We start from the raw sequence: 25,749 nt of genomic DNA on the forward strand, positions 1-25,749 counted from the left end.
GCGCGACCAGCCACACACAACCCGCACCCGCCAAACGTCACCCCAACCCACCACCCCCGTAGGCAGCCCGCCCACCCGCCGCAGGCAGCCCGTTAGGCTGACCCCGTGAAGCTCCTCGTCATCGGCAGCGGTGCCCGCGAACACGCCCTGTGCCGCTCCCTCTCCCTCGACCCCGACGTCACCGCCCTGCATTGCGCTCCTGGCAATGCGGGTATCGCCGAGGTGGCCGAGCTGCACCAGGTCGACGCGCTCGACGGCAAGGCCGTGGCCGCGCTGGCCACGAAACTCGGCGCCGATCTGGTGGTCGTAGGCCCGGAGGCACCGCTCGTTGCGGGGGTCGCCGACGCCGTGCGCGAGGCGGGCATCCCTGCGTTCGGCCCCTCCAAGGAGGCCGCTCAGCTCGAGGGCTCCAAGGCCTTCGCCAAGGAGGTGATGGCGGCCGCGGGCGTCCCGACCGCCCGCTCCTACGTCTGTACGACTCCCGAGGAGGTCGACGAGGCGCTCGACGCCTTCGGCACCCCGTACGTCGTGAAGGACGACGGCCTCGCGGCCGGCAAGGGCGTCGTCGTGACCGGCGACCTGGAGAAGGCGACGGCACACGCCAACGCCTGCGACCGCGTGGTCATCGAGGAGTTCCTCGACGGTCCCGAGGTCTCCCTCTTCGCGATCACGGACGGCACCACCGTCGTCCCGTTGCAGCCCGCCCAGGACTTCAAGCGGGCCCTGGACGGAGACGAGGGTCCCAACACCGGCGGCATGGGCGCGTACTCCCCCCTCCCGTGGGCGGAAACCGACCTGGTCGAGGAGGTCATGAACACCGTCCTCCAGCCGACCGTCGACGAGCTGCGCCGCCGCGGCACCCCCTTCTCCGGCCTCCTCTATGCGGGCCTGGCGATCACCAGCAGGGGCGTACGGGTCATCGAGTTCAACGCCCGTTTCGGCGACCCCGAGACCCAGGTCGTCCTGGCCCGCCTGAAGACCCCGCTCGCGGGCGTCCTCCTGGCCGCCGCGCAGGGCACCCTCGCCGACTTCCCGGATCTGCGCTGGAGCGAGGACGCGGCCGTCACCGTCGTCATCGCCTCGCACAACTACCCCGCCACCCCGCGCACCGGCGACCCCATCGAGGGCCTCGACGAGGTGGCCGCACAGGACGCCCCGTATGCGTACGTCCTGCATGCCGGCACCAGGCGCGAAGGCGACGCGATCGTCAGCGCGGGGGGCCGCGTGCTCTCCGTCACGGCGAGCGGTACGGACCTGGCCAGGGCCCGCGAACGCGCATACGCGGCCGTCGACCGCATCCGCCTCGACGGCTCGCATCACCGCACGGACATCGCGGCCAAGGCGGCGGCCGGATCGTAACCCTCCTTCACACCCTTCCCGTCAGGCCTTTCTCACCCCTCCCGTCAGCCACCTCTCCCCAAAGCCATTCCATCGAGTGGCCGATCCCTTATCCGGCTGACGTGGGCCGGAGCCCCAACTAGGGTGCGGCGCAAGCGTTCCGGCACTTGGCCCACCGGCATTGCGATGTCAGTCCCGGGTGCCACAGTGGGGGAGTGAGCAACGCCATGGACGTCCGCCGGCAGTGGCTGGGTATGCACGTGCCGGGCGGGCAGTAGGGGGTGACACCGGTCGTGTCCGGTATGGGTGTGGAGGGGGGCGTGCAGAGCGCGCGCTCCCGGGCTCTCGCCGTGCTGCGTATCCGCAGCAGGGCGCTGGCCGTCGCCCTGCTGCCCACGGCCGTCGCCGTCGTCCTGCTCGTCGCCGGTGCCATGGACCATGTCGACGGCGCGGGCTGGCGGCTCGCGAGCTGGATCCTGGCCGCCGTCGCGCTCCTGGCCCTCCTCGCCGCCGCGGGTATCGCCCTGGTCGTCGCCCGCTCCCGGCCCGCCGTGAGCCCCACGGTCCCGATCCCGGAGGAGTCCGCGCCCGATCTGTACCGCATGGTGCGGGATCTGGCCGAGCGTCTGGAGGTGCCCGCGCCCTCCGCGATAGCGCTCACCCCGGACTGCGACAGCTGGCTGGAGGACCGCACCCACCCGGCCCACGGCCCACCCCGGCCGGAGCCCCGGGACGAGATAGCAGACGTACGCGGCCTCCAGCCCCGTACGCCCGCCGCGCCCGTCCTCGTCATCGGCTCGCCCTTCCTGTGGTGGATGCGCGTCGCTGAGCTGCGCGCGGTCCTCGCACCGGTCGTCGCGGGTACGGGACCGTCGGCGCATCCCGACATAGCCGCGGCCCGCCGTTTTGTACGGGGCCTGGACGCGGCGGTGGCGGTGACGTCCGTCCGCACGCGTGGACCCGTCGCCCATGTGGCCCTCGCCGGCGTCGGCTGGGTCGCGCGTCTGCTCCTGCGCAGTTGCCGCGGCCATGCGGCGGAGATGGAGCGGGGCGTGGCGGCGGCGGCAGCCGACCGTGCACAGGCTGTGGACTACGGTCTGCGGATCGTCGCGCAGGAGCAGGTGGGGCTCGCGTATGCGGGCTGGGACCGGCTGCTGACCCGCGTCGCGCTGCCTGCCTGGCGCATGGGCCGCTGGCCGTCCCGCCTGGACGCGGGTGTCGTCGCGGCCCTCACCGAGCTGTCCCGCCGCGACCGCCTCGCCGAAGGTTTCGCCTCCCGACTGGGCGAACGCCCGGCCTGCGACCTCCTCGAAGAGCCCGGCGTGATCGACGAGGCCGCCTCCCTCCTCGCCGCCCGCCTCTTCCACGGCGGCCCCGCCGAGCCCGGCCCCGACTGGGCACCGGTGGACTGGGCCGAGTACCCCGACGAGGTCGTCGACCGCAAATGGCGTACGGACGCGGCGCGGCTCCACCGCGTGCTGGACGCGCAGGGCGTCAGCCACTCCTCCGATCCGACGGCCCTGGCCCCCGGCGGACCGACACTGGCACGGGTGATGGACCACCTCACGGGAGCGAGGGCCTCCGGCGGTTCGGGAGGCGGGGAACGGGACGACGGGGGCGGTGATACGGCACGGGCCCCCCAGGAGACGGCCCCAGCCGAACCGGCCGCCCCGCCGGGCGCTCCGCGCGACGCCCCCGATTCCAACGCAGCCCGAGCCGCCCCCTCGCCGCATACGCCCCCCAAGTCCCCTGACGAGTCCCATGCGGCGCATGCGTACGAGGACGACGACGGAGGCGCCGTCGCCAACGCGCGAACCGCCGCGCTGGCAGCAGGCCTCAGCGCGGAGCTCGCCCGCGAGGAGACAGCCGCGCCGGCGATACGTACCGCGCCGCCGCCGACCGGCGGCCCCGCCGGCCAGGGCGGCCCGGACGCCGCCCTCTGGGACGACGGAACGCTGCCGCTCTTCCCCCTCCAACAGCCGCCGACCGCGCGCGAACTCCTCACCGACCACGTCACGGCGATGGTCTGCTGCGCCGCGATGGACACGGCCGGCGCGACTCCCGGCCTCGACTGGCTGGACGGCCCCTCCCTCCTCATCAACGGCGAACGCTCCGCCGACCTCACCCCCCGAGTCCTCACCCTCATAGAGGAGGGCGACCCCACACCCCTCCGGGACTGGCTCCTCCACGTCGGCATCCGCGCGGAGAAGCCGGTTCGACTGGTCTGAGTTCGTTGTCGACGCGGGTGCCTCCGGCGGTTGGGCGGGGCGCCTACCGGGTGGGTGGGTTCGGTTCACTGGCGAGTGCGGGTTGTTTGTGGCTGGTCGCGCAGTTCCCCGCGCCCCTTAGGTCCGTGGTGGGTGCGGGGCCGCGGGCCGGTGCGTCAGCCCGTCGCAGGGCGGGCATACGGCCCTGGCCTGGTACAAGGCCCTGGTTCTCCGAGACAGAACCTAAGCGACGGGCATACGACGCACCGGCCCACGACCCCTCCCGCCGGAGGGAAGCCGCGGGTCGTTGGGAGTGCGGGCTTTCCCGGGGCCTGGGCTTGTTCGGGGCGCCGGGGTCTTCGGGGCGCGGGTAGCCGCAGGCTTTTCAGGGGCGCGGGGAGCTGCGCGACCAGCCACAACGTACCCGCAGCCGCGACACGACGTGTCACCCCACCCCTCGTGGGGTCTGGGGCACAGCCCCGAGGACAGGAGATAACAACGAAACGTAACCACCCGCCTCCGTAATGTGATGTGCTGATACCGCGTCATTCGCGTAGCAAGGGCTTACGGGGGCACGAGGGAGGGGACAACGCATGGGCTCGGAGCACATCCGTCGCTGGGAATCGGGCGCGCTGGCGCACGCCGTGACGGACCCCTTCGGACAGGGCCCCGTCCCCTGGCTGCGCGGCAGCGAGCACTACTTCGACGACACCGGCCAGGTAGTCCCCTGGTACGTGGACGTGGACCCCACCCCGCCCGCCGCCCCCCACGCCACAACCCGGACAGCGACCCGTACGCCCCGGATCCCCACCCCCCGAACCGCCGGAGGCCCCCGCTCGGCCGACGACGTCCACCGCCAGATCAAGGGCTTCACCTCCACCGGCGCCGCAGCGCCGGGCGAGGCCATCGACTTCCACATCACCGTCGACCCGCCCCAGCAGTTCAGCGTGGACATCTACCGCATCGGCCACTACGCGGGCGTAGGCGCCAGCAAGATCACCACCAGCCCCCGCCTCCCCGGCATCGTCCAGCAACCCCCGCTCACCGCCGACCGCACGGTCTCCTGCCACCACTGGTGGCTCTCCTGGCGCCTCCAGATCCCGAGCTACTGGAGCATCGGCGCATACGTCGCCGTCCTCACCACCGTCGACGGCTACCGCTCCCACGTCCCCTTCACGGTCCGCGACACCCACCCCGCCGACCTGCTGCTTCTGCTCCCGGACGTCACCTGGCAGGCGTACAACCTGTACCCGGAGGACGGCCGCACCGGCGCGAGCCTCTACCACGCCTGGGACGAGAACGGCCGACTGCTCGGCGAGGCGGACGCCGCGACGACGGTCTCGTTCGACCGCCCGTACGCGGGCGCGGGCCTGCCGCTGCACGTCGGCCACGCGTACGACTTCATCCGCTGGGCGGAGCGCTACGGCTACGACCTCGCCTACGCCGACGCCCGTGACCTGCACGCAGGCCGCGTCGACCCCACCCGCTACCGCGGCCTGGTCTTCCCCGGCCACGACGAGTACTGGTCGGTGCCGATGCGCCGCACCACCGAACTCGCCCGCGAACACGGCACCTCGCTCGTCTTCCTCTCCGCCAACACCATGTACTGGCAGGCGGAGCTGAGCCCCTCCCCGTCCGGTGTCCCCGACCGTCTCCTCACCTGCCGAAAACGCCGCGGCCCCGGAAAACCGGTCCTCTGGCGCGACGTCGACCGCCCGGAGCAGGAACTCCTGGGCATTCAGTACGCGGGCCGGGTCCCCGAACCGCACCCCATGGTCGTCCGCAACGCCGACCACTGGCTGTGGGAGGCCACCGGCGCACACGAGGGCGACGAGCTGAAGGGGCTGGTCGCAGGCGAGGCCGACCGCTACTTCCCGCGCACCCCGCTCCCCGAACACCAGCGCCGTATCCTCCTGTCCCACTCCCCGTACCGCGACGCCGAGGGCGCCCTCCGCCACCAGGAGACGTCCCTGTACCGCGCCCCCTCCGGCGCCCTGGTCTTCGCGTCCGGCACCTTCGCCTGGTCCCCGGCCCTGGACCGCCCCGGCCACGTCGACGAGCGCATCCAGCGAGCCACGGCCAACCTCCTGGACCGCATCTGCAAACGCGACTGACCCCTCGCCACAAGTCCCGGCACCCGCTCCCGACGAGCCCCGACGCGAAATGCACCCCCCCGCATACGGGAGAATCGACCCACTTGTACGTCACCGCGGGGAGGAACCGTGTCCGGATTCGTCGAAAAGCCCGAGCCGATCGAGGTCCCGGGCCTGGTGCATCTGCACACCGGCAAGGTGCGCGAGCTGTACCAGAACGAGGCCGGCGACCTCGTGATGGTCGCCAGCGACCGCATCTCCGCCTACGACTGGGTGCTCCCCACCGAGATCCCCGACAAGGGCCGCATCCTCACCCAGCTCTCCCTGTGGTGGTTCGACCAGATCGCCGACCTGGTCCCCCACCACATCCTGAGCACCGACCTTCCGCCCGGCGCCCCCGCCGACTGGCAGGACCGCACCGTCGTCTGCAAGTCCCTGCAGATGATCCCCGTCGAGTGCGTCGCCCGCGGCTATCTCACGGGCTCCGGCCTCGCCGAGTACAACGAGACCCGCACCGTCTGCGGCCTCGCCCTCCCCGAGGGCCTGTCCGACGGCTCGGAACTGCCCGCGCCGATCTTCACACCCGCGACGAAGGCGGAGGTCGGCGAGCACGACGAGAACGTCTCGTACGAGGAGGTCGCCCGCCAGGTCGGCGCGGAGACCGCGGCCCAGCTGCGCCAGGCGACCCTCGCCGTCTACAGCCGAGGCCGCGACATCGCGCGCGACCGCGGGATCATCCTCGCGGACACGAAGTTCGAGTTCGGCTTCGACGGCGAGAGCCTCGTCATCGCCGACGAGGTGCTGACCCCGGACTCCTCCCGCTTCTGGCCCGCCGACCAGTGGCAGCCGGGGCGCCCGCAGCCCTCGTACGACAAGCAGTTCGTGCGCGACTGGCTGACCTCCGCCGAGTCCGGCTGGGACCGCAAGAGCGAGCAGCCCCCGCCGCCCCTGCCCGAGCAGGTCGTGGATGCGACCCGCGCCAAGTACGTGGAGGCGTACGAGCACCTGACCGGCACGAGCTGGTCGTAAAACGAGCCGTAAGAACTAAGAACGAGAAAGCCCCCGGTCGCGATGACCGGGGGCTTTCTCTTTTCCTCTGAGCGGACGACCAGGTTCGAACTGGCGACCTCAACCTTGGCAAGGTTGCGCTCTACCAACTGAGCTACGTCCGCACTGCGCCGTGGCGCGACAGCCACTATACCCAACCTCGCTCACGTGCGAGCCGTACCGCCGTGTGCCGGTTTTCGGCTCCGAGCTTCGAGGCGGCCGACGACAGATAGTTCCGCACCGTCCCCTGCGACAGCGCGGCCCGCTCCGCGATCTCCGCGACGGGCGCCCCGTCGGCCGCGTACTCCAGCACCTCGGCCTCGCGCTCGGTCAACGGCGAATCCCCGGCGGCGATCGCGTCGGCGGCCAACTCCGGATCGACATAACGGTTCCCGGCATGCACCGTACGGATGATCTCCGCGAGCCGCTGCGCACTGACCGTCTTCGGGACGAACCCGCGCGCGCCTGCCCCAAGCGCCCGCTTCAAGTGCCCCGGCCGCCCGTGACTCGTCACGATCAGCACCCGGCACGCGGGCAGCTCGGCCCGCAACGATGTGGCCACCTTCACACCGTCCGCGCCGGGCATCTGAAGATCCAGTACGGCTACGTCGGGCGCGTGAGCCCGAGCCATCGCCAGGGCCTCCGGACCGGTCGCCGCCTCCGCCACCACGAGTAGATCGTCCTCCAGCGCAAGCAGCGCGGCCAGCGCCCCACGGATGAGGTGCTCGTCATCGGCGAGCAGCAGCCGGATGGGGCGTACGGACGTCATGAAGTGACCTCTTCGCTCAAGGGACGCGGAACGGACGACGGCGAGGAAGACGAGGACGGTGAGGAAGACGAGGAAGGCGACGAAGGCAGCGGAATCTCGGCCACGAGCCGGAAGAGATCACCGTCGACCGGCCCCGCCTCCAACGTCCCGCCCACCGCCGACAGCCGCTCCCGCAGCCCGGCAAGACCGGACCCGCCGTCCTTGCGCGGACCCGGCACCCCGCCCGACTCCACCCCGTCGTTCTCCACGGTCAGCACAACGCGAGACCCCACCACGTCCAGCGACACAGAACACCGCCTCGCGTCCCCGTGCCGCAGCACATTCGTGGTCGCCTCCCGTACGACCCAGCCCAGCGCCGCCTGCACCGCCGCGGGCAGCCCCGCCGCGGTACCGGTCACCGCGCACTCGACCCCGGCCGCGGTCAACACACCCTGCGCGCCTGCGAGTTCGGTGCCGAGCTCGGCCTCGCGATACCCGCGCACGACTTCCCGCACCTCCCTCTGCGACTCCTGCGCTATCCGCTGCACCTCGATCATCTGCTCCACGGCTTCGGGCCGTTCGCGTCGCGCGAGTTGCACGGCGAGTTCGCTCTTCAGGGCGATCACCGCGAGGTTGCGGCCCATCACGTCGTGCAGGTCACGCCCGAAACGCAGCCGTTCCTCGGCGACGGCGAGGCGGGTGCGGGTCTCGCGGGCCACGTCGAGCTCGTATACGGCGTTGAGCAGCCACACCGAGAAGATGTAGGTGAGGGTGAGACACACACCGGCGACCAGCACCGCGACAGCCGTCGCCAGCACGGTGGCTCCGGGAGCCCCGATCGCGAACGCCACGACCCCGGCACCCGCGGCGAAGCCGCCCACGAGCGCCGCCACGCGCCGCCGGTCGCGCACCCCGAGCGTCATATTGCAGACCCCGAAGGTCAGCACCACCACAGCTAACGAGTCCGCCAAGATGTGGGTGTCCTCACCACCCGGCCCGTGCTCGGAGACGACGAGCCCGCCAATCCCGAGCAGCGCGCTGACGGCACCGAGCGCCCAGACCAGACGTATGGGCTGCTCACGACGGCCCCGCGTCCAGTCGAGCGCCCGGGACGCGGTCACCGCACCCAGCAGGGCATGCCCGCACACCAGCGGCAGGACCACCCAGAGAGCGTGCGACACCCCCACCTGCCCGAAGGCCGGCAGCCCGACCCCGGCCACCTCCACCAACACGAAGAAGTGGAAGGACCAGCGGGTGTACGTCTCGACCTTCGCCGGCGTGCTCTTCCCGTGCCACCAAGCCCTCGGCCCGCGCATACCCGCCCCCATCTCTCTGCCGTCCCCGTCGCTCAGCGTCGCGGCTCCCAGCGGAACCACCGCCGTACAGCAAACACCGCGAGCGCGGTCCAGGCCACCGCCAACGCGACGGTGCCCAGGGCGTCGTACGCGGAGAGGCTCCCGCTCCAGCCGCCGCGCAGCAGCGTGATCATCGGTGACAGCGGCAGCAGTTCGCAGATGGAGGCGAGGCGGTCGGGCATGAGCTCCAGCGGGACGGAGACGCCCGAGCCCAGCAGCGACACGAACATGAACGGCAGGCTCGTCACCTGGGCGCTCTCGCTGGTCTTGCTGAAGCTCGCGGTGACCGCGCCCGCCGCGGCGCACAACACGATCCCCAACAGCAGCCCGACGACGGCGAGATGAGGCGCTTCGGGCATCCCGACATCGAGGAGCACGGTGCAGCCGATCGCCAGCAGCACACACTGCGCGAGCCCGAGGAACACGGCCGGCAACGCTGCCCCGACGAGAATCTCCTCGTCCCGCAGTTCGCCGGTACGCAGCCGCTTGAGGACGAGCTCCTCACGGCGAGCCACATAGGTCGCGGTCAGGGCCGTGTACACGGCGAAGAGCAGTGAGAAACCGAAAGCGGCGGGCAGCATCACCTCGCCCGCTGTGAGTCCCACCTCCTTCAGTTCCGACTCGTCGAAGGCCGAGCTCACGCTGATCGGCAGCACCAACGGTATGAACGCGGCCGTGAAGAGCGTGCCCTTGCTCCGCCCCAGCAACGTCATCTCGGCCCGCGCGAGCGAGACCATCCGCCCCGCCCTGGTCACGGTCGTACGCCCCGCCGCCGACGTCTCCGCCACAGTCCCCGTACTCATGCCACGCTCTCCTTCTCCGAGTTCTCCGCAGCGGTCCCCGAATCCGTCGCCGACACCTCACGAGCGATCCGCAGAAACGCCTCCTCCAGCGACCCCGACCGCACGTCGAGCCTTCGCAGCTCGACCCCGGTCCGCTCGGCCCACACCAGGAGCCCGGTGGTGGCGCGTTGCAGCTCGTTCGTACGCAGCCGGATCATCCGCCCCTCGATCTCGTGCCCGGTGACGCCAAGTTCGGGAAGCGGCGGCAGATCACCGGGGAAGAAGCCCTCGGGCAGCTCGAAGGAGATCCGGGACGGCTGGGAGGCGGTCACCTCGGCCGGAGTCCCCGAGACCGCGATCCGCCCGGCATGCAGAATCGCGAGCCGGTCGGCGAGCCCCTCCGCCTCCTCCAGATAGTGCGTGGTCAGCAGCACCGTCGTACCCGCCGCGCGCAACTCGCGCACCAACTCCCAGGTCTCCTGGCGCCCCTCGGCATCGAGCCCGGTCGTCGGCTCGTCCAGGAACAGAACCTCGGGCCGGCCCAGCAGCGCGAGCGCCAGGTCCAGGCGCCGCTTCTCACCCCCGGACAACTGCTTCACCCGTACACCGGCCCGCCGCGCCAGGCCGACCAGCGTCAGCGCCTCCCCCTCCGGCCGCGCCCCGCTCGTACAGCCCGCCCACATCCGTACGGTCTCCGCGACGGTCAGCTCGGACGGAAAGCCGCCCTCCTGGAGCATGACGCCGATACGCGGGCGCACCGCGGCGCGCTCCGTGTACGGGTCGTGGCCGAGGACCCGCACCTGTCCACCGGCCGGCGGCGCGAGTCCCTCGAGCAGCTCGACGGTGGAGGTCTTGCCCGCACCGTTGGTACCGAGCAGCGCGAACAGCTCCCCGCGGCCGACGTCGAAGGTCACCCCCCGGACCGCCTCGAACTCTCCCCCGTACACGCGTCGCAGATCAGTGACCTCAATCACGTGCTCGTTCGTCTTCATGAGACCAGCCTCCCCGCCGTCGGCCGACCGCGGCAGTGCACCCTGTCATCGCTGCACATGACAAATGTCAGAAACCCCGAGACGAGCCCACAGGAGGCGGGCGCAACAGATAGGCGCACGAAAAAGACCCCGGTCACGAGGACCAGGGCCTTTCTTCTGGAGCGGACGACCAGGTTCGAACTGGCGACCTCAACCTTGGCAAGGTTGCGCTCTACCAACTGAGCTACGTCCGCATTGCCTCCGACCGGCTCTCACCGATCGGCGCGAACACCACCTTACCTGATCCAAAAGGATGCCCGGTAAGGGATGCAGAGCGGGTGACAGGAATTGCACACTGCGCCTTCCCCCTGGAAGGGGGATGTTCTACTACTGAACTACACCCGCGTAACTCCGGGAGCTGGGACCTTTCGGCCTTGCCCCTCGGCGTGCTCCAGACTCTAACTGACCAGCGGGGGTGCTGCGCAAGTCGGTTGCCTCCAGGGTCCACCGGGGGACCCTGGGCAACGAACCGAACCGAGCTCCCCGGCCGGAGGCCGGACCCTCATTGAGCCGCCGTGAACGCCTCGTACACCTTCTTCGGGATCCGCCCCCGCGCAGGCACGTCCATCTTGTTGGACTGCGCCCAGGCCCGGACGGCCGCCGGGGCCGGGGCCACCGCCGTCTGTGTGTAGGCCTTGCCGGAGCGCGACCGCTTGCGGCCGGCCTCCACGAACGGCTCGAGCGCCTTGCGCAGTTGCTTGGCGTTGGCTTGATTGAGGTCGATCTCGTACGACTTGCCGTCCAGACCGAAGGCGATCGTTTCCGCCGCTTCCGAGCCGTCGATGTCGTCGAAGAGAGTGACTACGACACGCTGCGCCACGAATATCGGTCCCTTCATGCGGCACCTCCACGGCGACGTGCGATGACGTGGGGAGATGCCGACTGGTCGGCTGATTTATAGAGATTGGGGGCGACTGGGCAAAGTATCGGCTATTGCCAATTCATTTGTACAGTGCTTGGCATTGCAATGTGAAGCTCGACTTAATCGGTCCGCGTGTCCCACCGCAATAGGGTTCCGGATGTTGATCCGGATCTTTCCCTGGATTTTCCGTGAAGGAGGCCCGTCGATGCGGAATCGTGATGGCCGTCACGTAGATTCCTACCAATCTACTCGCGTAGAAATCTGAGCCGGGTAGTCTGAAGGAACCTGCTCAGCACCACACACCGGGAGTGCCAGTGGCACGCGTCGTAGTCGACGTCATGCTCAAGCCGGAGATCCTCGACCCCCAGGGCCAGGCGGTGCAGCGTGCACTGCCGCGCCTCGGTTTCCAGGGCATCTCCGACGTACGTCAGGGAAAGCGCTTCGAGCTCGAGGTGGACGGGCCGGTCGACGACACCGCGCTGGCCCGCATCCATGAACTCGCCGAATCCTTCCTCGCCAACACCGTGATCGAGGACTTCACCGTCAAGGTGGAGGAAGTGAAGGCGGAGGCGGGAAAGTGACCGCTCGTATTGGCGTCGTCACCTTTCCTGGCAGCCTCGACGACCGGGACACGCAGCGTGCGATCCGGCTCGCGGGTGCCGAGCCCGTGGCGCTGTGGCACAAGGACAAGGACCTCAAGCAGGTCGACGCCGTGGTGTTGTGCGGTGGTTTCTCCTACGGCGACTATCTGCGTGCCGGTGCCATCGCGCGCTTCTCGCCGGTGATGGAGACGATCATTGAGCAGGCGAAATCGGGAATGCCGGTTCTCGGCATCTGCAACGGTTTCCAGATCCTCACCGAGGCCCATCTCCTCCCCGGCGGGATGCTCGGAAACGATCACCTTCACTTCATCTGCCGTGACCAGAAGCTGCGGGTGGAGAACGCGAACACGGCCTGGACCGTCGACTACGACGCGGGCCAGGAGATCAACATCCCGCTGAAGAACATGGACGGGCGGTACGTCGCCGACGAGCGCACCCTCGACATGCTGGAGGCGGAGGGCCGGGTCGCCTTCCGCTACCTGGACTTCAATCCCAACGGCAGCCTCCGGGACATCGCCGGCATCACGAACGAGGCGGGCAACGTCGTAGGCCTGATGCCGCACCCGGAGCACGCCGTGGAGCCCCTCATCGGGACCGGCCGCACCGACGGCCTCCCCTTCTTCACCTCGATCCTCAAGAAGCTGGTCAACGTATGAGCCGCACTCCTCTGGACACGGTCGAGCACGCGGCCGCGACCCCGGACGTCGAGCTGCCCTGGGCCGAACTGGGCCTGAAGAAGGACGAGTACGAGCGCGTCGTGGAGATCCTCGGCCGCCGGCCCACCGGTGCCGAGCTCGCCATGTACTCGGTCATGTGGTCCGAGCACTGCTCGTACAAGTCCTCCAAGGTCCATCTCCGTCAGTTCGGCGAGAAGGCCCCGCAGAGCGACGCGCTGCTGGTCGGTATCGGCGAGAACGCCGGCGTCGTCGACGTCGGTCAGGGTTACGCGGTCACCTTCAAGGTCGAGTCGCACAACCACCCCTCGTACGTGGAGCCCTATCAGGGTGCGGCCACGGGCGTCGGCGGCATCGTGCGCGACATCATCGCGATGGGTGCGCGGCCGGTCGCCGTGGTCGACCCCCTTCGCTTCGGTGCGGCGGACCACCCCGACACCAAGCGCGTACTGCCCGGTGTCGTCGCCGGCATCGGCGGCTACGGCAACTGCCTGGGCCTGCCGAACATCGGCGGCGAGGTCGTCTTCGACGCCTGTTACCAGGGCAACCCGCTGGTCAACGCCGGTGCCATCGGCGTCATGCGGCACGAGGACATCCACCTTGCGAAGGCGTCCGGCCCGGGCAACAAGGTCATCCTGTACGGGGCCCGTACGGGCGGCGACGGCATCGGCGGCGCATCCATCCTCGCCTCCGAGACCTTCGACGACGCCAAGCCCTCGAAGCGTCCCGCCGTCCAGGTCGGTGACCCCTTCCAGGAGAAGCTCCTCATCGAGTGCACCCTGGAAGCCTTCGCCGAGAAGCTGGTCGTCGGCATCCAGGACCTGGGGGCGGCGGGCCTGTCCTGCGCGACGTCCGAGCTGGCGTCCAACGGTTCCGGCGGCATGCGCGTGACCCTGGATGACGTACCGCTGCGTGACTCGACCCTCTCGCCCGAGGAAATCCTCATGAGCGAGTCGCAGGAACGCATGTGCGCGGTCGTGGAGCCGGAGAAGGTCGACCGGTTCCTGGAGATCTGCGACAAGTGGGACGTCATCGCGACCGTCATCGGTGAGGTGACGGACGGCGACCGGCTCGAGATCTACTGGCACGGCGGCAAGATCGTCGACGTCGACCCGCGCACGGTCGCGCACGAGGGCCCGGTCTATGAGCGCCCGTACGCCCGCCCGTCCTGGCAGGACGCCCTCCAGGCGGACGACGCCAACAAGCTTGCGCGACCGGCCACTTCGGAGGAGCTGAAGGACCAGGTCCTGAAGCTGGTGGCCTCCCCCAACCAGGCCTCCAAGTCCTGGATCACCTCCCAGTACGACCACTTCGTGCAGGGCAACACGGTGCTGGCGCAGCCCGAGGACTCGGGCATGATCCGTATCGACGAGGCGTCGGGGCTCGGCGTCGCGATCGCCACGGACGGCAACGGGCGGTACGCGAAGCTCGACCCGTACGCGGGTGCGCAGTTGGCGCTCTCGGAGGCGTACCGCAATGTCGCCACCACCGGCGCCAAGCCGCTCGCCGTCTCCGACTGCCTGAACTTCGGCTCGCCCGAAGACCCGGCGGTGATGTGGCAGTTCGCGGAGGCCATCCGCGGACTGGCCGACGCCTGCCAGCAGTTGGGCACTCCGGTGACGGGCGGCAACGTCTCGCTCTACAACCAGACGGGCGAGGCGGCCATCCATCCGACGCCGGTCGTGGCCGTGCTCGGTGTGATCGACGATGTCGCCCGCCGCACGCCGGTCGCCTTCCAGGAGGAGGGGCAGCTGCTCTACCTCCTCGGCGACACGCGTGAGGAGTTCGGGGGCTCGGCCTGGTCGCAGGTCGTCCACGACCACCTCGGTGGCCTGCCCCCGAAGGTCGACCTGGAGCGCGAGCGGCTGCTGGCCGAGATCCTGATCTCCGCCTCCCGCGACGGCATGATCGACTCCGCGCACGACCTGTCCGACGGCGGTCTGATCCAGGCGGTCGTCGAGTCGGCGCTGCTGGGCGGTCTCGGCGCGCGCCTGATCGTCCCGGACGGGCTGGACGCGTTCACCTTCCTCCTCTCGGAGTCGGCGGGGCGTGCGGTCGTCGCCGTACCGCGCTCGGAGGAGCTCCGCTTCAACGACATGTGCGGCGCGCGGGGTTTGCCCGTTACCCGCATCGGTGTCGTGGACGGTGACGTGGTCGAGGTCCAGGGCGAGTTCACGCTCACGCTGGCCGAGCTGCGCGAGGCGCACGAGGGCACGATCCCGGCGATTCTGGCCTGATATCCCGTACGCCCCTGAAGGCCCCGCCCGAACTCCACTGAGTCCGGCCGGGGCCTTCGGCATGTGCGGGAACCAGCTTGCACGTAATTACGTAGTTCCGTAATCTCGGGGGAGTGGAACTGGAACAACGCGTTGCCGACCTCGAACGCCGGCTGGCCGCACTGGAAGCCGCGGACCGGCCCGCTCCCCGCCTCGGCGAGGGCGACTTCTGGGCCTTGGAAGGGCTGAAGGAGCAGCTCAGCGAGCTGGGGGCGGCCGATGGCGGCGTCCTGTTCACCGGTGCGGTACGGCTGCCGACCGGGGAGCAGTACGCCTGGCAGCGCGGCACGTTGACCGAGGCGCTGCTCGACGGCGACTGGACCGACACCGCCGAGGCGTTCGCGGCGCTCGGCCACCCGGTCCGGCTGCGGCTGCTCCGCGAGATCCTCGGCGGCCGCCGCACCGCGGCCGAACTCACCGAGCTGGACGAGGTCGGCACGACCGGCCAGATCTACCACCACCTGCGCCAACTGACCGGCGCGGGCTGGCTGCACACCACCGGGCGGGGGCGGTACGAGGTGCCGCCTGGTCGGGTCGTACCGCTGCTGGTGGCGCTGTCGACGGCCCGGCCGTAAGACCGACGACCAAGGGGGAACGATGTCTGCACGCAAGCTCGCCATGCACGCGTTTCGCGGGCTGATCCTGGCCTTCTTCGGCCTGGTTACCGCACACATCCTGTTCGACTTCGGCTATCCGAGGTGGTGGAATTTCCTGCCGCTGGTCCTCGCGTACGTCCTCATCACCGTGGTGAACCGGTCGGGCGGCGGCACCCCGGACGACAAGCGCGTGATCCGGGAACCCGTCGAGGTCGCCCCACCCGTCACCGGCCGCTGGTCCGCGCTGAACAGCCCCGCCGACCGCACCCCGAGCCACGGAATCCACGCCTACGGCCAGACGTTCGCCATCGACATCATCGCCGAGCCCGAGCCGGGCGCCCGCCCCGGCTTCCGCGCCCTGTGGCCGCTCGCCCGCCGCGCCACGGCCTTCCCGGCGTTCAGCGCGCCGATCCTGGCGGTCGCCGACGCCACAGTCGTACGGGCGCACGACCGGCAGCGCGACCACCTGAGCCGTACGTCGTGGCCGGCACTGCTGTACCTGATGCTCGTCGAAGGCTCGGTGCGCGAGCTGTTCGGGGTCCACCGCATCTTCGGCAACCACGTCGTCCTGGACCTGGGCAACGGCACCTACGCCACATACGCCCACCTGAAGCGCGGCTCGCTCACCGTCCGCGAAGGTGACCAGGTGCGTACCGGAGAACTGCTCGCTCGCTGCGGCAACTCAGGCAACTCCAGCGAGCCGCACCTCCACTTCCAGCTGATGGACGGCCCCGACCCGGACACCGCCCGCGGGGTCCCCTTCCGCTGGCACGGCATCGGCGTTCCCCGCAACCGAGAGATCTTCGAGGCACCGGCCGCAGCGGCCTCCCACACCTAGGGTGATCTCCATGCCACCGGCCAAGAAGCGTGCCCGCAGCTACGACCCCGTCAAGATCCGCGCCGCCGTCCTGACCCAGCTCGGGAACGTACGGGAGGCCGTCCGCACCCTCACCCCCGAGCAGCTCGCGCAACCCACCCGCCTCGGCGACTGGACCGTACGAGAACTGGCCGCGCATATCGCCGCGGCCATCGAGAGCGTCAGCCGGACCATCGACCTGGAGCCACCGGCGAAGCCCGAACTCGCCCTGCTGGACTGGCCGTCCGCGACCGTCAACCCCGCGCTCGCCGCCGCCAACGCCGACCGCACCCGCGACTTCGCCCGCGAGCACCCGGACCTCGACGCGCTGTACGCCCGCACCGAGCAGCGGCTGTCCGAGCGGCTGGCCGTCACCCCGGGCGAGCGGCTGCTCGCCACCCGGCCCGGCTTCATGACGCTCGCCGACTACCTGGTCACCCGCACCATCGAACTCGTCGTCCACACCGACGACCTGAACGCCGCCGTGCCGGGCCTCGACATCCTGTACGACCGTCAGGCCCTCGCCGCCTGCACCCGCCTGCTCGCCGACGCGCTCGCCGTGAAGGCGCCCGGGGCCTCCACGGAGGTCCGCGTTCCGCCGTTCGCGGTCGTGCAGTGCGTCGAGGGGCCGCGGCACACCCGCGGAACCCCGCCGAACGTCGTGGAGACCGACCCGCTGACCTGGATCCGGCTCGCGACCGGGCGTACGGAATGGCGTACGGCCCTCGCCGATGCCGAGGTCAGCGCGAGCGGTGAGCGGGCCGACCTGGGCGGGCTGCTCCCCCTGATGGGCTGAGCCAGGGCTGAGCGGCCGGGGAGGGACGAGAAGTCGAGTGAAACTGGAAGGGAACCAACCACCCCACCCGTCCCGTCACAGCGACATGCGAACGCAACGGCTTACTCTCAGCGTCCTGGCGGTCACCGGCCTGCTCGCCACAGCGGCCTGCGGCACGGAGAAGGGTGACGACGGATCCGCGTCCGTCGGCGCCGGGCAGCAGACGAAGATCACCGGCAAGCACTGGCAGGTGGACAGCGTGAACGTCGGTGGCACCACGTACGAGGCCCCGGCCGACGCCCACATCGAGTTCGGCGAGGACGGCAAGGTGGGCGGCAACTACGGCTGCAACCACTTCGGGGCCACCGCCGAGATGCAGGGCGACACGATGAAGGTCGGCTCCGACACCCTGCAGACCAAGATGGCCTGTGGCGAGAAGCCGATGGAGTTCGAGTCCAAGATCGCCGAGACGCTCTCCGAGAGCACGATCACGACCAAGGTCGACGGCGACAAGCTGACGCTCACCACCCAGGACGGGAACACGGTGAAGCTCACGGCCCAGAAGCCGGCCAAGCTCCAGGGCACGAAGTGGAACGTCACCGGCAGCACCAACAAGGGCGGCACAGTCACCTCGCTCGCTTCCGAGGCCGAGGGCAAGGTCCACCTCACCTTCGACGGCAAGGGCACCGTCCACGGTCAGCTCGGCTGCAACAAGGTGTCGGCGAAGGCGACGGTCGGTGACGGACAGATCACCCTGGGATCCCCGTCCACCACCCGCATGATGTGCTCCCCCTCACTCATGGACACCGAAAAAGCCCTGCTGAAGCTCTTCAACGGCAAGGCCACGTACGAGCTCAAGCACCGCACCCTCACCCTGACCAGCGAAAACGGCGGTGGCTTCGAAGCCGTCGCCGCCAAGTGATCCACAACGAGCCCGAATCCTCCATTCGGACCAGTGGCCGACCTCGCCTACACTCGGTGGCGTGCCACGTGGTGACGGTCGACTCAGTCATGATCTGCTCCCCGGCGAGAAAGGACCCCAGGACGCTTGCGGCGTCTTCGGAGTCTGGGCTCCCGGCGAAGAGGTCGCCAAGCTCACTTACTTCGGGCTCTACGCTCTCCAGCATCGGGGCCAGGAATCCGCGGGAATCGCGGTCAGCAACGGCTCCAAGATCCTCGTCTTCAAGGACATGGGCCTGGTCTCCCAGGTCTTCGACGAGGCCTCCCTCGGTTCGCTCCTCGGTCATATCGCGGTCGGTCACGCCCGCTACTCGACCACCGGCGCGTCCACCTGGGAGAACGCCCAGCCCACCTTCCGTGCCACCGCGCACGGTTCCATCGCACTCGGCCACAACGGCAACCTGGTCAACACGGCCCAGCTCGCCGAGATGGTCGCCGACCTGCCCAAGCAGGAGGGCCGCACGCCACGCGTGGCGGCCACCAACGACACCGACCTGCTCACGGCGCTCCTCGCCGCCCAGGTCGACGAATTCGGCAAGCCGCTGACCATCGAGGAGGCCTCGGCCAAGGTCCTCCCGCAGATCAAGGGCGCCTTCAGCCTCACCTTCATGGACGAGCACACGCTGTACGCGGCGCGTGACCCGCAGGGCATCCGCCCACTGGTCCTGGGCCGCCTGGAGCGTGGCTGGGTGGTCGCCTCCGAGTCCGCCGCCCTGGACATCTGCGGCGCCAGCTTCGTACGCGAGATCGAGCCGGGCGAGTTCGTCGCCATCGACGAGAACGGTCTGCGGTCGTCGCGATTCGCGGAAGCGAAGCCCAAGGGCTGTGTCTTCGAGTACGTGTATCTGGCCCGCCCTGACACCGACATAGCCGGCCGGAACGTGTACCTCTCGCGCGTCGAGATGGGCCGCAGGCTCGCCAAGGAAGCCCCCGCCGACGCCGACCTCGTCATAGCGACCCCGGAGTCCGGCACGCCCGCCGCGATCGGTTACGCGGAAGCCTCCGGCATCCCGTTCGGCGCGGGCCTGGTGAAGAACGCGTACGTCGGCCGGACCTTCATCCAGCCTTCACAGACCATCCGCCAGCTGGGCATCCGACTGAAACTGAATCCCCTCAAGGAAGTCATCAAGGGCAAGCGCCTGATCGTCGTGGACGACTCGATCGTGCGCGGCAACACCCAGCGCGCGCTCGTGCGGATGCTGCGCGAGGCGGGCGCGGCCGAGGTCCACATCCGGATCTCGTCGCCTCCCGTGAAGTGGCCCTGCTTCTTCGGCATCGACTTCGCCACCCGTGCCGAGCTGATCGCCAACGGCATGACGGTCGACGAGATCGGCAAGTCCCTGGGCGCCGACTCCCTGGCGTACATCTCCATCGACGGCATGATCGACGCGACCACCATCGCCAAGCCGAACCTCTGCCGCGCCTGCTTCGACGGCGAGTACCCGATGGACCTCCCGGACCCCGAACTGCTCGGCAAGCAGCTCCTGGAGACCGAGCTGGCCTCGGGCCCGGCGGCCACGGCCGCGGCCGACGCGATCCGTCGCCCGTAAGACACCGCAGCACACCCAGCGGTACGACACGAAAGCTCTCAAAGTCATGACTACTGAGACCTCAGGTGCCAGCTACGCGGCTGCCGGCGTCGACATCGAAGCGGGCGACCGCGCCGTGGAGCTCATGAAGGAGTGGGTGAAGAAGACGCAGCGCCCCGAGGTCCTCGGCGGCCTCGGCGGCTTCGCCGGCCTCTTCGACGCCTCCGCCCTCAAGCGCTACGAGCGCCCGCTGCTGGCCTCCGCCACGGACGGCGTCGGTACGAAGGTCGACCTCGCCCGGCAGCTCGGCGTGTACGACAGCATCGGCCACGACCTGGTCGCGATGGTCATGGACGACATCGTGGTGTGCGGCGCCGAACCCCTCTTCATGACCGACTACATCTGCGTCGGCAAGGTCCACCCCGAGCGCGTCGCCGCCATCGTGAAGGGCATCGCCGAGGGCTGTGTGCTCGCGGGCTGCGCTCTGGTCGGCGGTGAGACGGCCGAGCACCCCGGGCTCCTCGGCCCGGACGACTTCGACGTCGCGGGCGCCGGCACCGGGGTGGTCGAAGCAGACCGGCTCCTTGGCGCCGATCGCATCCGTAAGGGGGACGCGGTCATCGCCATGGCGTCCTCCGGCCTTCACTCGAACGGGTACTCGCTCGTCCGCCACGTCCTCTTCGACCGCGCCGGGCTCAGCCTCGACCAGCACATCGAGGACTTCGGCCGCACCCTCGGCGAGGAGCTCCTGGAGCCCACCAAGATCTACTCCCTGGACTGCCTGGCCCTGACCCGCACGACCGAGGTGCACGCCTTCTCACACGTCACGGGCGGCGGCCTCGCGGCCAACCTGGCCCGCGTGATCCCCGACACCCTGCACGCGAGCGTCGACCGCACCACCTGGACCCCGGCCCCGGTCTTCGACCTGGTCGGCACGACCGGTCAGGTCGACCGCCTGGAGCTGGAAAAGACCCTGAACATGGGCGTGGGCATGATCGCGATCGTCCCCGAGGAATCCACGGACGTGGCCCTCGCCACACTGGCCGACCGCGGCGTGGAGGCCTGGGTAGCAGGCGAGATCGCAGACCGCGGCGACCAGAAGACGGGCGCGGAGCTGACGGGGGATTACGCCGCGTAACCGTACTGGCTGAAGTCCGGTGCGGTTAACCGCGCCCCTTTTAGGGGCGCGGGGCTGTTTCGATATGCGGCTCCGCCGCGTGGGCGCGACCAGCCACAACGGACCCGCAGGTCAGGACGAACCCTCAGCTTTAAACCGCCGAACCCAGCGGAGCGCCATGCACAAAACCCGGTCCGGTGCGTTAACCGCTCCGGACCGGGTGAAGCGCTGCTAAGACAGTCAAGCGCCGCGACGCTGCTGTTGCGACGACGGACCGGACTCATCGTCCTCGTCCTCATCGTCGTTGTAGAGATCCGCGTACTGGGCGTACGGGTCATCGTCTTCGTCATCCTCGAACGGCTCGCCATTCGGCGGTTGGTTCGAAGTCGAAGCGCCCAGCTCGCTGGCCAGACGCGACAGGTCAGTCCCGCCGCTGTTGTACTTCAGCTGGCGGGCGACCTTCGTCTGCTTGGCCTTGGCCCGGCCGCGCCCCATGGCTCGACCCCCTCGGTGACGGGGCTCGACGGCCCCAGAGTCTTGACACGCGTTCATGATCTGGAACGGGCTCTCCGTGGAGAGACCGGTCCGTAGGGCTTCCACGGTACCTGAGCCCACGCCCATACGGTACGTCGCCCGCAGGACGTGGCGCCGCCCAGAACCCTCGGGGAGCCCTGTCCCCGCTGGTCAACCGCGATTTTAACCTCTTATCGGCGCACGACCCGCCGACAAAGTGAGAGTTCTCTCCAACACCCCGTCGGCGGGTACCCCACGCCTCAGCGACGCCGCGCCTCCGCCATCCGCTGCTCGGCGATCCGGTCCGCCGCCGCGGCCGGCGGAATCCCGTCTTCCTTCGCACGTGCGAAGATCGCCAACGTGGTGTCGTAGATCTTCGCGGCCTTCGCCTTGCACCGCTCGAAGTCGAAGCCGTGGAGTTCGTCGGCGACCTGGATGACACCGCCGGCGTTCACGACGTAGTCCGGCGCGTACAGGATCGTGCGGTCGGCGAGGTCCTTCTCGACGCCCGGGTGCGCGAGCTGGTTGTTGGCGGCGCCGCACACGATCCTCGCGGTGAGGACCGGCACGGAGTCGTCGTTGAGCGCCCCGCCCAGCGCGCAGGGAGCGTAGATGTCGAGGCCGTCGACGCGGATCAGTTCGGCGGTGTCCTTGACGGCCACCACGTCCGGGTGCTGTTCGGTGATCTGCCGTACGGCCTCCTCGCGCACGTCCGTGACGAAGACCTCGGCGCGCTCCGCCACGAGGTGCTCCACCAGGTGGCGGCCCACCTTGCCGACGCCGGCGATGCCGATCCGGCGGGCCCGCAGCGAGGGATCGCCCCACAGGTGCTGGGCCGAGGCCCGCATGCCCTGGTAGACGCCGTACGCGGTCAGCACGGAGGAGTCGCCGGCCCCGCCCTTCTCGGGCGAGCGGCCGGTGGTCCAGCGGCAGGCGCGGGCGACGACGTCCATGTCGGCCACGTACGTGCCGACGTCGCACGCCGTGACGTACCGCCCGCCGAGCGAGGCCACGAACCGGCCGTACGCGAGCAGCAGCTCCTCGGTCTTGATCTTCTCGGGATCCCCGATGATCACGGCTTTGCCGCCGCCGTGGTCGAGCCCGGCCATGGCGTTCTTGTACGACATCCCGCGCGACAGGTTCAGCGCGTCGGCGACGGCCTCTTCCTCGCTCGCGTACGGGTAGAAGCGCGTGCCGCCGAGGGCGGGGCCCAGGGCGGTCGAGTGGATGGCGATGACGGCCTTGAGGCCACTGGCGCGGTCCTGGCAGAGCACGACTTGCTCATGACCTCCCTGATCCGAGTGGAACAGGGTGTGCAGGACGCCGTCGGTTACGTCGGTCACGGTGGTGACTCCTGGGTAAGTAGCGGCGGTTCCGGGGCGGGGCCCGTAAGGGTGGCGGGTTCCGTGACATTGAGATTAGAGCTTCCGCCCTCCCGCCGTCGGCGCGGTGCTCAGGATCACCTTCTCCCGGAGTACGGTCACGTTGTGGCATCGGACGCCGAGCAGTGTGTCCCCGCGCCCCCGCGCGGGGGTTTCGAGGGTTTTCCGTCAGGTCCGCGGGGGAGGGAGCAAGCGTGCCCAAGGTGTCCTCGGTGATCGTCCCGTACGCGTCCTATCTGCGCGTGTACGAACCGCTGGCCGCCTTCCCGGAACCGGAGCGCGGCCACTGGGCGCGGTACGCGCGCCGCCCCGACCGGCCCTCGTCCCAGGACGAACTGCGACGCTCCCTGGCCGACTTGCTGCCCACACCGCCGATCCCGGTGCCCGTGCACGAGAGCGGCGACGCCTTCGTCGCGGACGTGGACGGCGTGCTGTGCGTGTGTCCCTGGCGCACCCGGCTGCGCGGCTGGCAGGCCCTGGGCGAGCTGGCCGAGGAGCTGCCGGGGCCGGTCCTGGACGCGGTGCTGCCTCCGGTCGTACGCCGCCAGGCCGCCCAGGACTACGAGCGCTGGCTGAGCCGCAACCCCGACGCCCGCCCCTGGATCCGCACCTCGACCTGGCATGTACCGCTGAACTGGTTCGTGCTGGTCGCCGACGAGGAGCGCGAGTACGACAAGGGCTCGGAGAAGGACGCCCCCGTACTGCGCTACCGGACGCCCATGGTGCAGGCGCGGCGGCGGGTGGCGCGAGGGCTGAAGGCGCTCAAGGACGCCATCGACGAGGGGCCGCTGATCGACGGCCTTGTGGACGTGGGGCGCTGGCTGGAGGAGTTCCATCCGCGCTCGCTGGTGGAGCTGGACTACGGCGGCCTGGTGCACGTCCTGCCCGCCGAGCAGCTCGACAGCGACCATTCGGCGGCGGATGTGGCCGAGGGGATCGAGGCGCTGCGTACGGGCGACGGGGTCGGGGCCGGGGAGGCGTACGGTCGGCTGGTCGAACGCTGGCGGGCGGTCCGGGATCGCCGTTCGGCGAACTGACGGGACGTAAGTCACCATCAGGACTTTGCGGGTAAGGGTGACGGACAGCACTAACGCGGACCTTGCACCAGACGCCCCTCCTCATGTCAAAATAGGACAAGGAGTCCGGTGAGGGCTCCATCTATCCATGTATGGGTGGAATCTCAGTATTGCGTGCTATGGGAGGTCTCGTGACTCCCGATCACCCCTGTGACTGATCGTCACAGGGGCGTGACTGTCCGCTATGGCATGGTCCATCGGCTTCCGTCGCTGATGAACACCTGAGAGGGCAATTCCATCGGTTTGGCCGACGCGGCTGGACGGATGGTGTAGTTGTAGTGCCGAGGACAAGCCGTTCGTCCTATAACCGACTCGACCCGCGTCCGCCATTTCGGGCAACGCGGGTCAAGGTGCAGAATTTAGAGGAATGAACCGAGAACGTTCGGTTCCCCCGAGGAGGCCGCTCATGACCGCTCGCACCCCTGATGCCGAGCCGCTGCTGACCCCCGCTGAGGTCGCCACGATGTTCCGCGTTGACCCAAAGACGGTCACGCGGTGGGCGAAGGCAGGCAAGCTCACGTCGATCCGCACGCTCGGCGGGCATCGCCGCTACCGCGAAGCTGAGGTCCGCGCACTGCTCGCGGGCATCCCGCAGCAGCGTACCGAAGCCTGAACAACTGCATAGCAGGGCATTTCGGCAGGTTCCCCCAACGTGCCGGACTGCTCGAACCAAAGCTCCAAGCGACGCGGGTTCTGCCCCAACAGAGCCCACGCCCGAGCCAGAACCTCAAGCAACAAGGGTGCGTCGTCGATCGCGCTGGACTCCGCCGGGTCCAGCGCGATCTTTTTTGTGCGCGCTCTCTGACGGAGTGTGAGCGGTCGCGGGGAGTCCGGGTGGTCCCTGAGCGGTCTGGAGTGCCGCTTGGGGCGGGTTTGGATCCGGTTGTGGGGCTGACCCCAGGGTGGGGTGCAATTGCACATATTAAATTGAGCGGTTGTAAGTGACCGGTAAGTACCGCCGATTTGAAAACCTATGCAGTGACTCCCGTCACAGGGCGGGGGTCTTGCTGAGGGTGTGTTACCTGCGGTAAAGGGGGGAGCTCATGCCGTTGCGGGGCTTTCGTCCTCGGCTACATCCTCGGGGCCGTCCGCGTCGTCCGGAGCCAACTCCATGGCCATGGCCAGGTTCTGGAGACGGTGGCAGATCGGGCAGTGCCGGGTCAGGTGCCGGTACCCGGAGGCGGCCTGCAGATGGGCGCGCAACAGGGCTCGCGTCTCGTGCCGGGCGAACGCGGTCATACGCCACCTCCAACGGGTTGGTTGGCCTTGGTGTTTGAGTACCGGGGGAATGTGACGGCGTCAACACCTGCCTCCGGCGGTTGAGCAGTTGGGTTCGTTTTTGGGTGCGGGTGTGTGGGTGGCTGGTCGCGCCGTTCCCCGCGCCCCTGGGTGGGTGGGGGTGCGGGGTCGTGGGCCGGTGCGTCAGCCCGTCGCAGGCCGGGCGTACAACCCTGGGCTGGTACAGGGTGCGGGTTCTCCGAGACCGGAGCTAAGCGACGGGCATGCGACGCACCGGCCCACGACCCCTCCCGCCGGAGGGCAAGCTGCGGGTCGTTGGGGGTCCGGGCTTTCCCGGGCACGGGCTTGTTCGGGGCCCAGGCTCCTCGGGGCGCCGGGATCTTCGGGCCGCGGGCAGCCGCAGGCTTTTGCTTTTCAGGGGCGCGGGGAACTGCGCGACAAGCCACGACGCACCCGCACCCGCGACACGACTGTCACCCCCACCCCCTGGCGGGGGGTCTGGGGGCGGCAGCCCCCAGTTTCGGGAAGGGGCGGGGCTGGGGAAAAGAACCGCCTGTACGCCGAAGGGGCCCGCATCCTTGGCGGATGCGGGCCCCTTCGATATGTGCTGCGGTCCTGACGGGATTTGAACCCGCGGCCTCCACCTTGACAGGGTGGCGAGCACTCCAAACTGCTCCACAGGACCTGGTTT

General features: G+C 69.6%; 23 protein-coding genes and 4 tRNA genes. 15 read left to right on the forward strand and 12 right to left on the reverse strand.

The genetic code is table 11. From position 1 onward, the window contains the following. The first annotated feature begins 105 nt into the window (after window positions 1-105). The 4 genes from purD to IEZ21_RS42760 all read left to right on the forward strand — a co-directional run bounded on the left by purD (window position 106) and on the right by IEZ21_RS42760 (window position 6,667). Window positions 106-1,359, forward strand: a complete 1,254-nt coding sequence (purD, locus tag IEZ21_RS42745; protein WP_189327206.1) for a phosphoribosylamine--glycine ligase — start codon at window positions 106-108, stop codon at window positions 1,357-1,359. A gap of 281 nt (window positions 1,360-1,640) precedes the next feature. Further along, the gene (locus IEZ21_RS42750; protein WP_189327239.1) at window positions 1,641-3,566 is read left to right on the forward strand and encodes a hypothetical protein; all 1,926 of its coding nucleotides are present in this window, start codon (window positions 1,641-1,643) and stop codon (window positions 3,564-3,566) included. Window positions 3,567-4,138: 572 nt separating this feature from the next. Next, a complete protein-coding gene (locus IEZ21_RS42755; RefSeq protein WP_189327207.1) occupies window positions 4,139-5,659 on the forward strand; it encodes a N,N-dimethylformamidase beta subunit family domain-containing protein in 1,521 nt (506 codons plus the stop codon). A 108-nt stretch (window positions 5,660-5,767) separates the two neighbouring features. Next, entirely contained in the window at window positions 5,768-6,667 is a 900-nt protein-coding gene (locus tag IEZ21_RS42760; protein ID WP_189327208.1) for a phosphoribosylaminoimidazolesuccinocarboxamide synthase, read from the forward strand. Window positions 6,668-6,737: 70 nt separating this feature from the next. Here IEZ21_RS42760 and IEZ21_RS42765 read toward each other — a convergent pair. The 8 genes from IEZ21_RS42765 to IEZ21_RS42800 form a co-directional block, all read right to left on the reverse strand. Next, window positions 6,738-6,810 (reverse strand) — tRNA-Gly (locus tag IEZ21_RS42765). A gap of 23 nt (window positions 6,811-6,833) precedes the next feature. Next, the gene (locus IEZ21_RS42770; RefSeq protein WP_189327209.1) at window positions 6,834-7,454 is read right to left on the reverse strand and encodes a response regulator transcription factor; all 621 of its coding nucleotides are present in this window, start codon (window positions 7,452-7,454) and stop codon (window positions 6,834-6,836) included. Then, entirely contained in the window at window positions 7,451-8,749 is a 1,299-nt protein-coding gene (locus IEZ21_RS42775; RefSeq protein WP_189327240.1) for a sensor histidine kinase, read from the reverse strand. The genes IEZ21_RS42770 and IEZ21_RS42775 overlap by 4 nt, the downstream gene beginning before the upstream one ends. A 32-nt stretch (window positions 8,750-8,781) precedes the next feature. Then, on the reverse strand, window positions 8,782-9,591 hold the full coding sequence (locus tag IEZ21_RS42780) for an ABC transporter permease (protein WP_189327210.1): 810 nt from the start codon (window positions 9,589-9,591) through the stop codon (window positions 8,782-8,784). Beyond that, window positions 9,588-10,562, reverse strand: a complete 975-nt coding sequence (locus IEZ21_RS42785) for an ABC transporter ATP-binding protein (RefSeq protein ID WP_189327211.1) — start codon at window positions 10,560-10,562, stop codon at window positions 9,588-9,590. The genes IEZ21_RS42780 and IEZ21_RS42785 overlap by 4 nt, the downstream gene beginning before the upstream one ends. A gap of 157 nt (window positions 10,563-10,719) precedes the next feature. Further along, a tRNA-Gly gene (locus IEZ21_RS42790) sits at window positions 10,720-10,795 on the reverse strand. Between the two features lie 79 nt (window positions 10,796-10,874). After that, a tRNA-Gly gene (locus tag IEZ21_RS42795) sits at window positions 10,875-10,946 on the reverse strand. 157 nt (window positions 10,947-11,103) lie between these two features. Next, window positions 11,104-11,421 carry a histone-like nucleoid-structuring protein Lsr2 gene (locus tag IEZ21_RS42800; RefSeq protein ID WP_033321492.1) on the reverse strand — a complete coding sequence of 106 codons (318 nt, stop codon included), beginning with the start codon at window positions 11,419-11,421 and terminating at the stop codon, window positions 11,104-11,106. 356 nt (window positions 11,422-11,777) lie between these two features. On the opposite strand from IEZ21_RS42800, the gene purS reads away from it, so the two are divergent. The 9 genes from purS (at window position 11,778) to purM (ending at window position 20,869) form a co-directional block, all read left to right on the forward strand. Next, on the forward strand, window positions 11,778-12,044 hold the full coding sequence (gene purS, locus IEZ21_RS42805; RefSeq protein ID WP_033321423.1) for a phosphoribosylformylglycinamidine synthase subunit PurS: 267 nt from the start codon (window positions 11,778-11,780) through the stop codon (window positions 12,042-12,044). After that, entirely contained in the window at window positions 12,041-12,721 is a 681-nt protein-coding gene (gene purQ, locus IEZ21_RS42810; RefSeq protein ID WP_033321422.1) for a phosphoribosylformylglycinamidine synthase subunit PurQ, read from the forward strand. The genes purS and purQ overlap by 4 nt, the downstream gene beginning before the upstream one ends. Next, the gene (gene purL, locus IEZ21_RS42815) at window positions 12,718-14,976 is read left to right on the forward strand and encodes a phosphoribosylformylglycinamidine synthase subunit PurL (RefSeq protein ID WP_189327212.1); all 2,259 of its coding nucleotides are present in this window, start codon (window positions 12,718-12,720) and stop codon (window positions 14,974-14,976) included. Before purQ ends, purL begins: the two co-directional genes overlap by 4 nt. Before the next feature lie 113 nt (window positions 14,977-15,089). Then, window positions 15,090-15,590: an ArsR/SmtB family transcription factor gene (locus IEZ21_RS42820; RefSeq protein WP_189327213.1), complete on the forward strand. Its 501-nt coding sequence runs from the start codon at window positions 15,090-15,092 to the stop codon at window positions 15,588-15,590. A gap of 22 nt (window positions 15,591-15,612) precedes the next feature. Next, on the forward strand, window positions 15,613-16,449 hold the full coding sequence (locus IEZ21_RS42825; protein ID WP_189327214.1) for a M23 family metallopeptidase: 837 nt from the start codon (window positions 15,613-15,615) through the stop codon (window positions 16,447-16,449). A gap of 10 nt (window positions 16,450-16,459) precedes the next feature. Beyond that, entirely contained in the window at window positions 16,460-17,263 is an 804-nt protein-coding gene (locus IEZ21_RS42830) for a maleylpyruvate isomerase family mycothiol-dependent enzyme (RefSeq protein ID WP_189327215.1), read from the forward strand. A gap of 85 nt (window positions 17,264-17,348) precedes the next feature. Then, on the forward strand, window positions 17,349-18,164 hold the full coding sequence (locus tag IEZ21_RS42835) for an META domain-containing protein (RefSeq protein ID WP_189327216.1): 816 nt from the start codon (window positions 17,349-17,351) through the stop codon (window positions 18,162-18,164). Window positions 18,165-18,225: 61 nt separating this feature from the next. Continuing rightward, window positions 18,226-19,752 carry an amidophosphoribosyltransferase gene (gene purF / locus IEZ21_RS42840; protein ID WP_189327217.1) on the forward strand — a complete coding sequence of 509 codons (1,527 nt, stop codon included), beginning with the start codon at window positions 18,226-18,228 and terminating at the stop codon, window positions 19,750-19,752. A gap of 46 nt (window positions 19,753-19,798) precedes the next feature. Beyond that, on the forward strand, window positions 19,799-20,869 hold the full coding sequence (purM, locus tag IEZ21_RS42845) for a phosphoribosylformylglycinamidine cyclo-ligase (RefSeq protein WP_189327218.1): 1,071 nt from the start codon (window positions 19,799-19,801) through the stop codon (window positions 20,867-20,869). A gap of 219 nt (window positions 20,870-21,088) precedes the next feature. Here the strand turns inward: purM and IEZ21_RS42850 are convergent, their stop codons facing one another. Continuing rightward, the gene (locus IEZ21_RS42850; RefSeq protein WP_189327219.1) at window positions 21,089-21,343 is read right to left on the reverse strand and encodes a DUF3073 domain-containing protein; all 255 of its coding nucleotides are present in this window, start codon (window positions 21,341-21,343) and stop codon (window positions 21,089-21,091) included. A 278-nt stretch (window positions 21,344-21,621) separates the two neighbouring features. Beyond that, on the reverse strand, window positions 21,622-22,704 hold the full coding sequence (locus IEZ21_RS42855; protein ID WP_189327220.1) for a Leu/Phe/Val dehydrogenase: 1,083 nt from the start codon (window positions 22,702-22,704) through the stop codon (window positions 21,622-21,624). Between the two features lie 233 nt (window positions 22,705-22,937). Between IEZ21_RS42855 and IEZ21_RS42860 the strand changes: the two genes are divergently transcribed. Further along, window positions 22,938-23,780: a DUF8083 family protein gene (locus IEZ21_RS42860; protein ID WP_189327221.1), complete on the forward strand. Its 843-nt coding sequence runs from the start codon at window positions 22,938-22,940 to the stop codon at window positions 23,778-23,780. Window positions 23,781-24,225: 445 nt separating this feature from the next. Beyond that, window positions 24,226-24,432, forward strand: a complete 207-nt coding sequence (gene bldC / locus IEZ21_RS42865; protein ID WP_033321412.1) for a developmental transcriptional regulator BldC — start codon at window positions 24,226-24,228, stop codon at window positions 24,430-24,432. Between the two features lie 428 nt (window positions 24,433-24,860). Here bldC and IEZ21_RS42870 read toward each other — a convergent pair whose 3' ends face one another. After that, on the reverse strand, window positions 24,861-25,058 hold the full coding sequence (locus tag IEZ21_RS42870) for a DUF6274 family protein (protein WP_189327222.1): 198 nt from the start codon (window positions 25,056-25,058) through the stop codon (window positions 24,861-24,863). 610 nt (window positions 25,059-25,668) lie between these two features. Further along, window positions 25,669-25,743: transfer RNA gene (locus IEZ21_RS42875), tRNA-Asp, on the reverse strand. Between the last annotated feature and the right edge of the window lie 6 nt (window positions 25,744-25,749).

Source organism: Streptomyces flaveus, from assembly GCF_014647675.1.
GTDB lineage: Bacteria > Actinomycetota > Actinomycetes > Streptomycetales > Streptomycetaceae > Streptomyces > Streptomyces flaveus.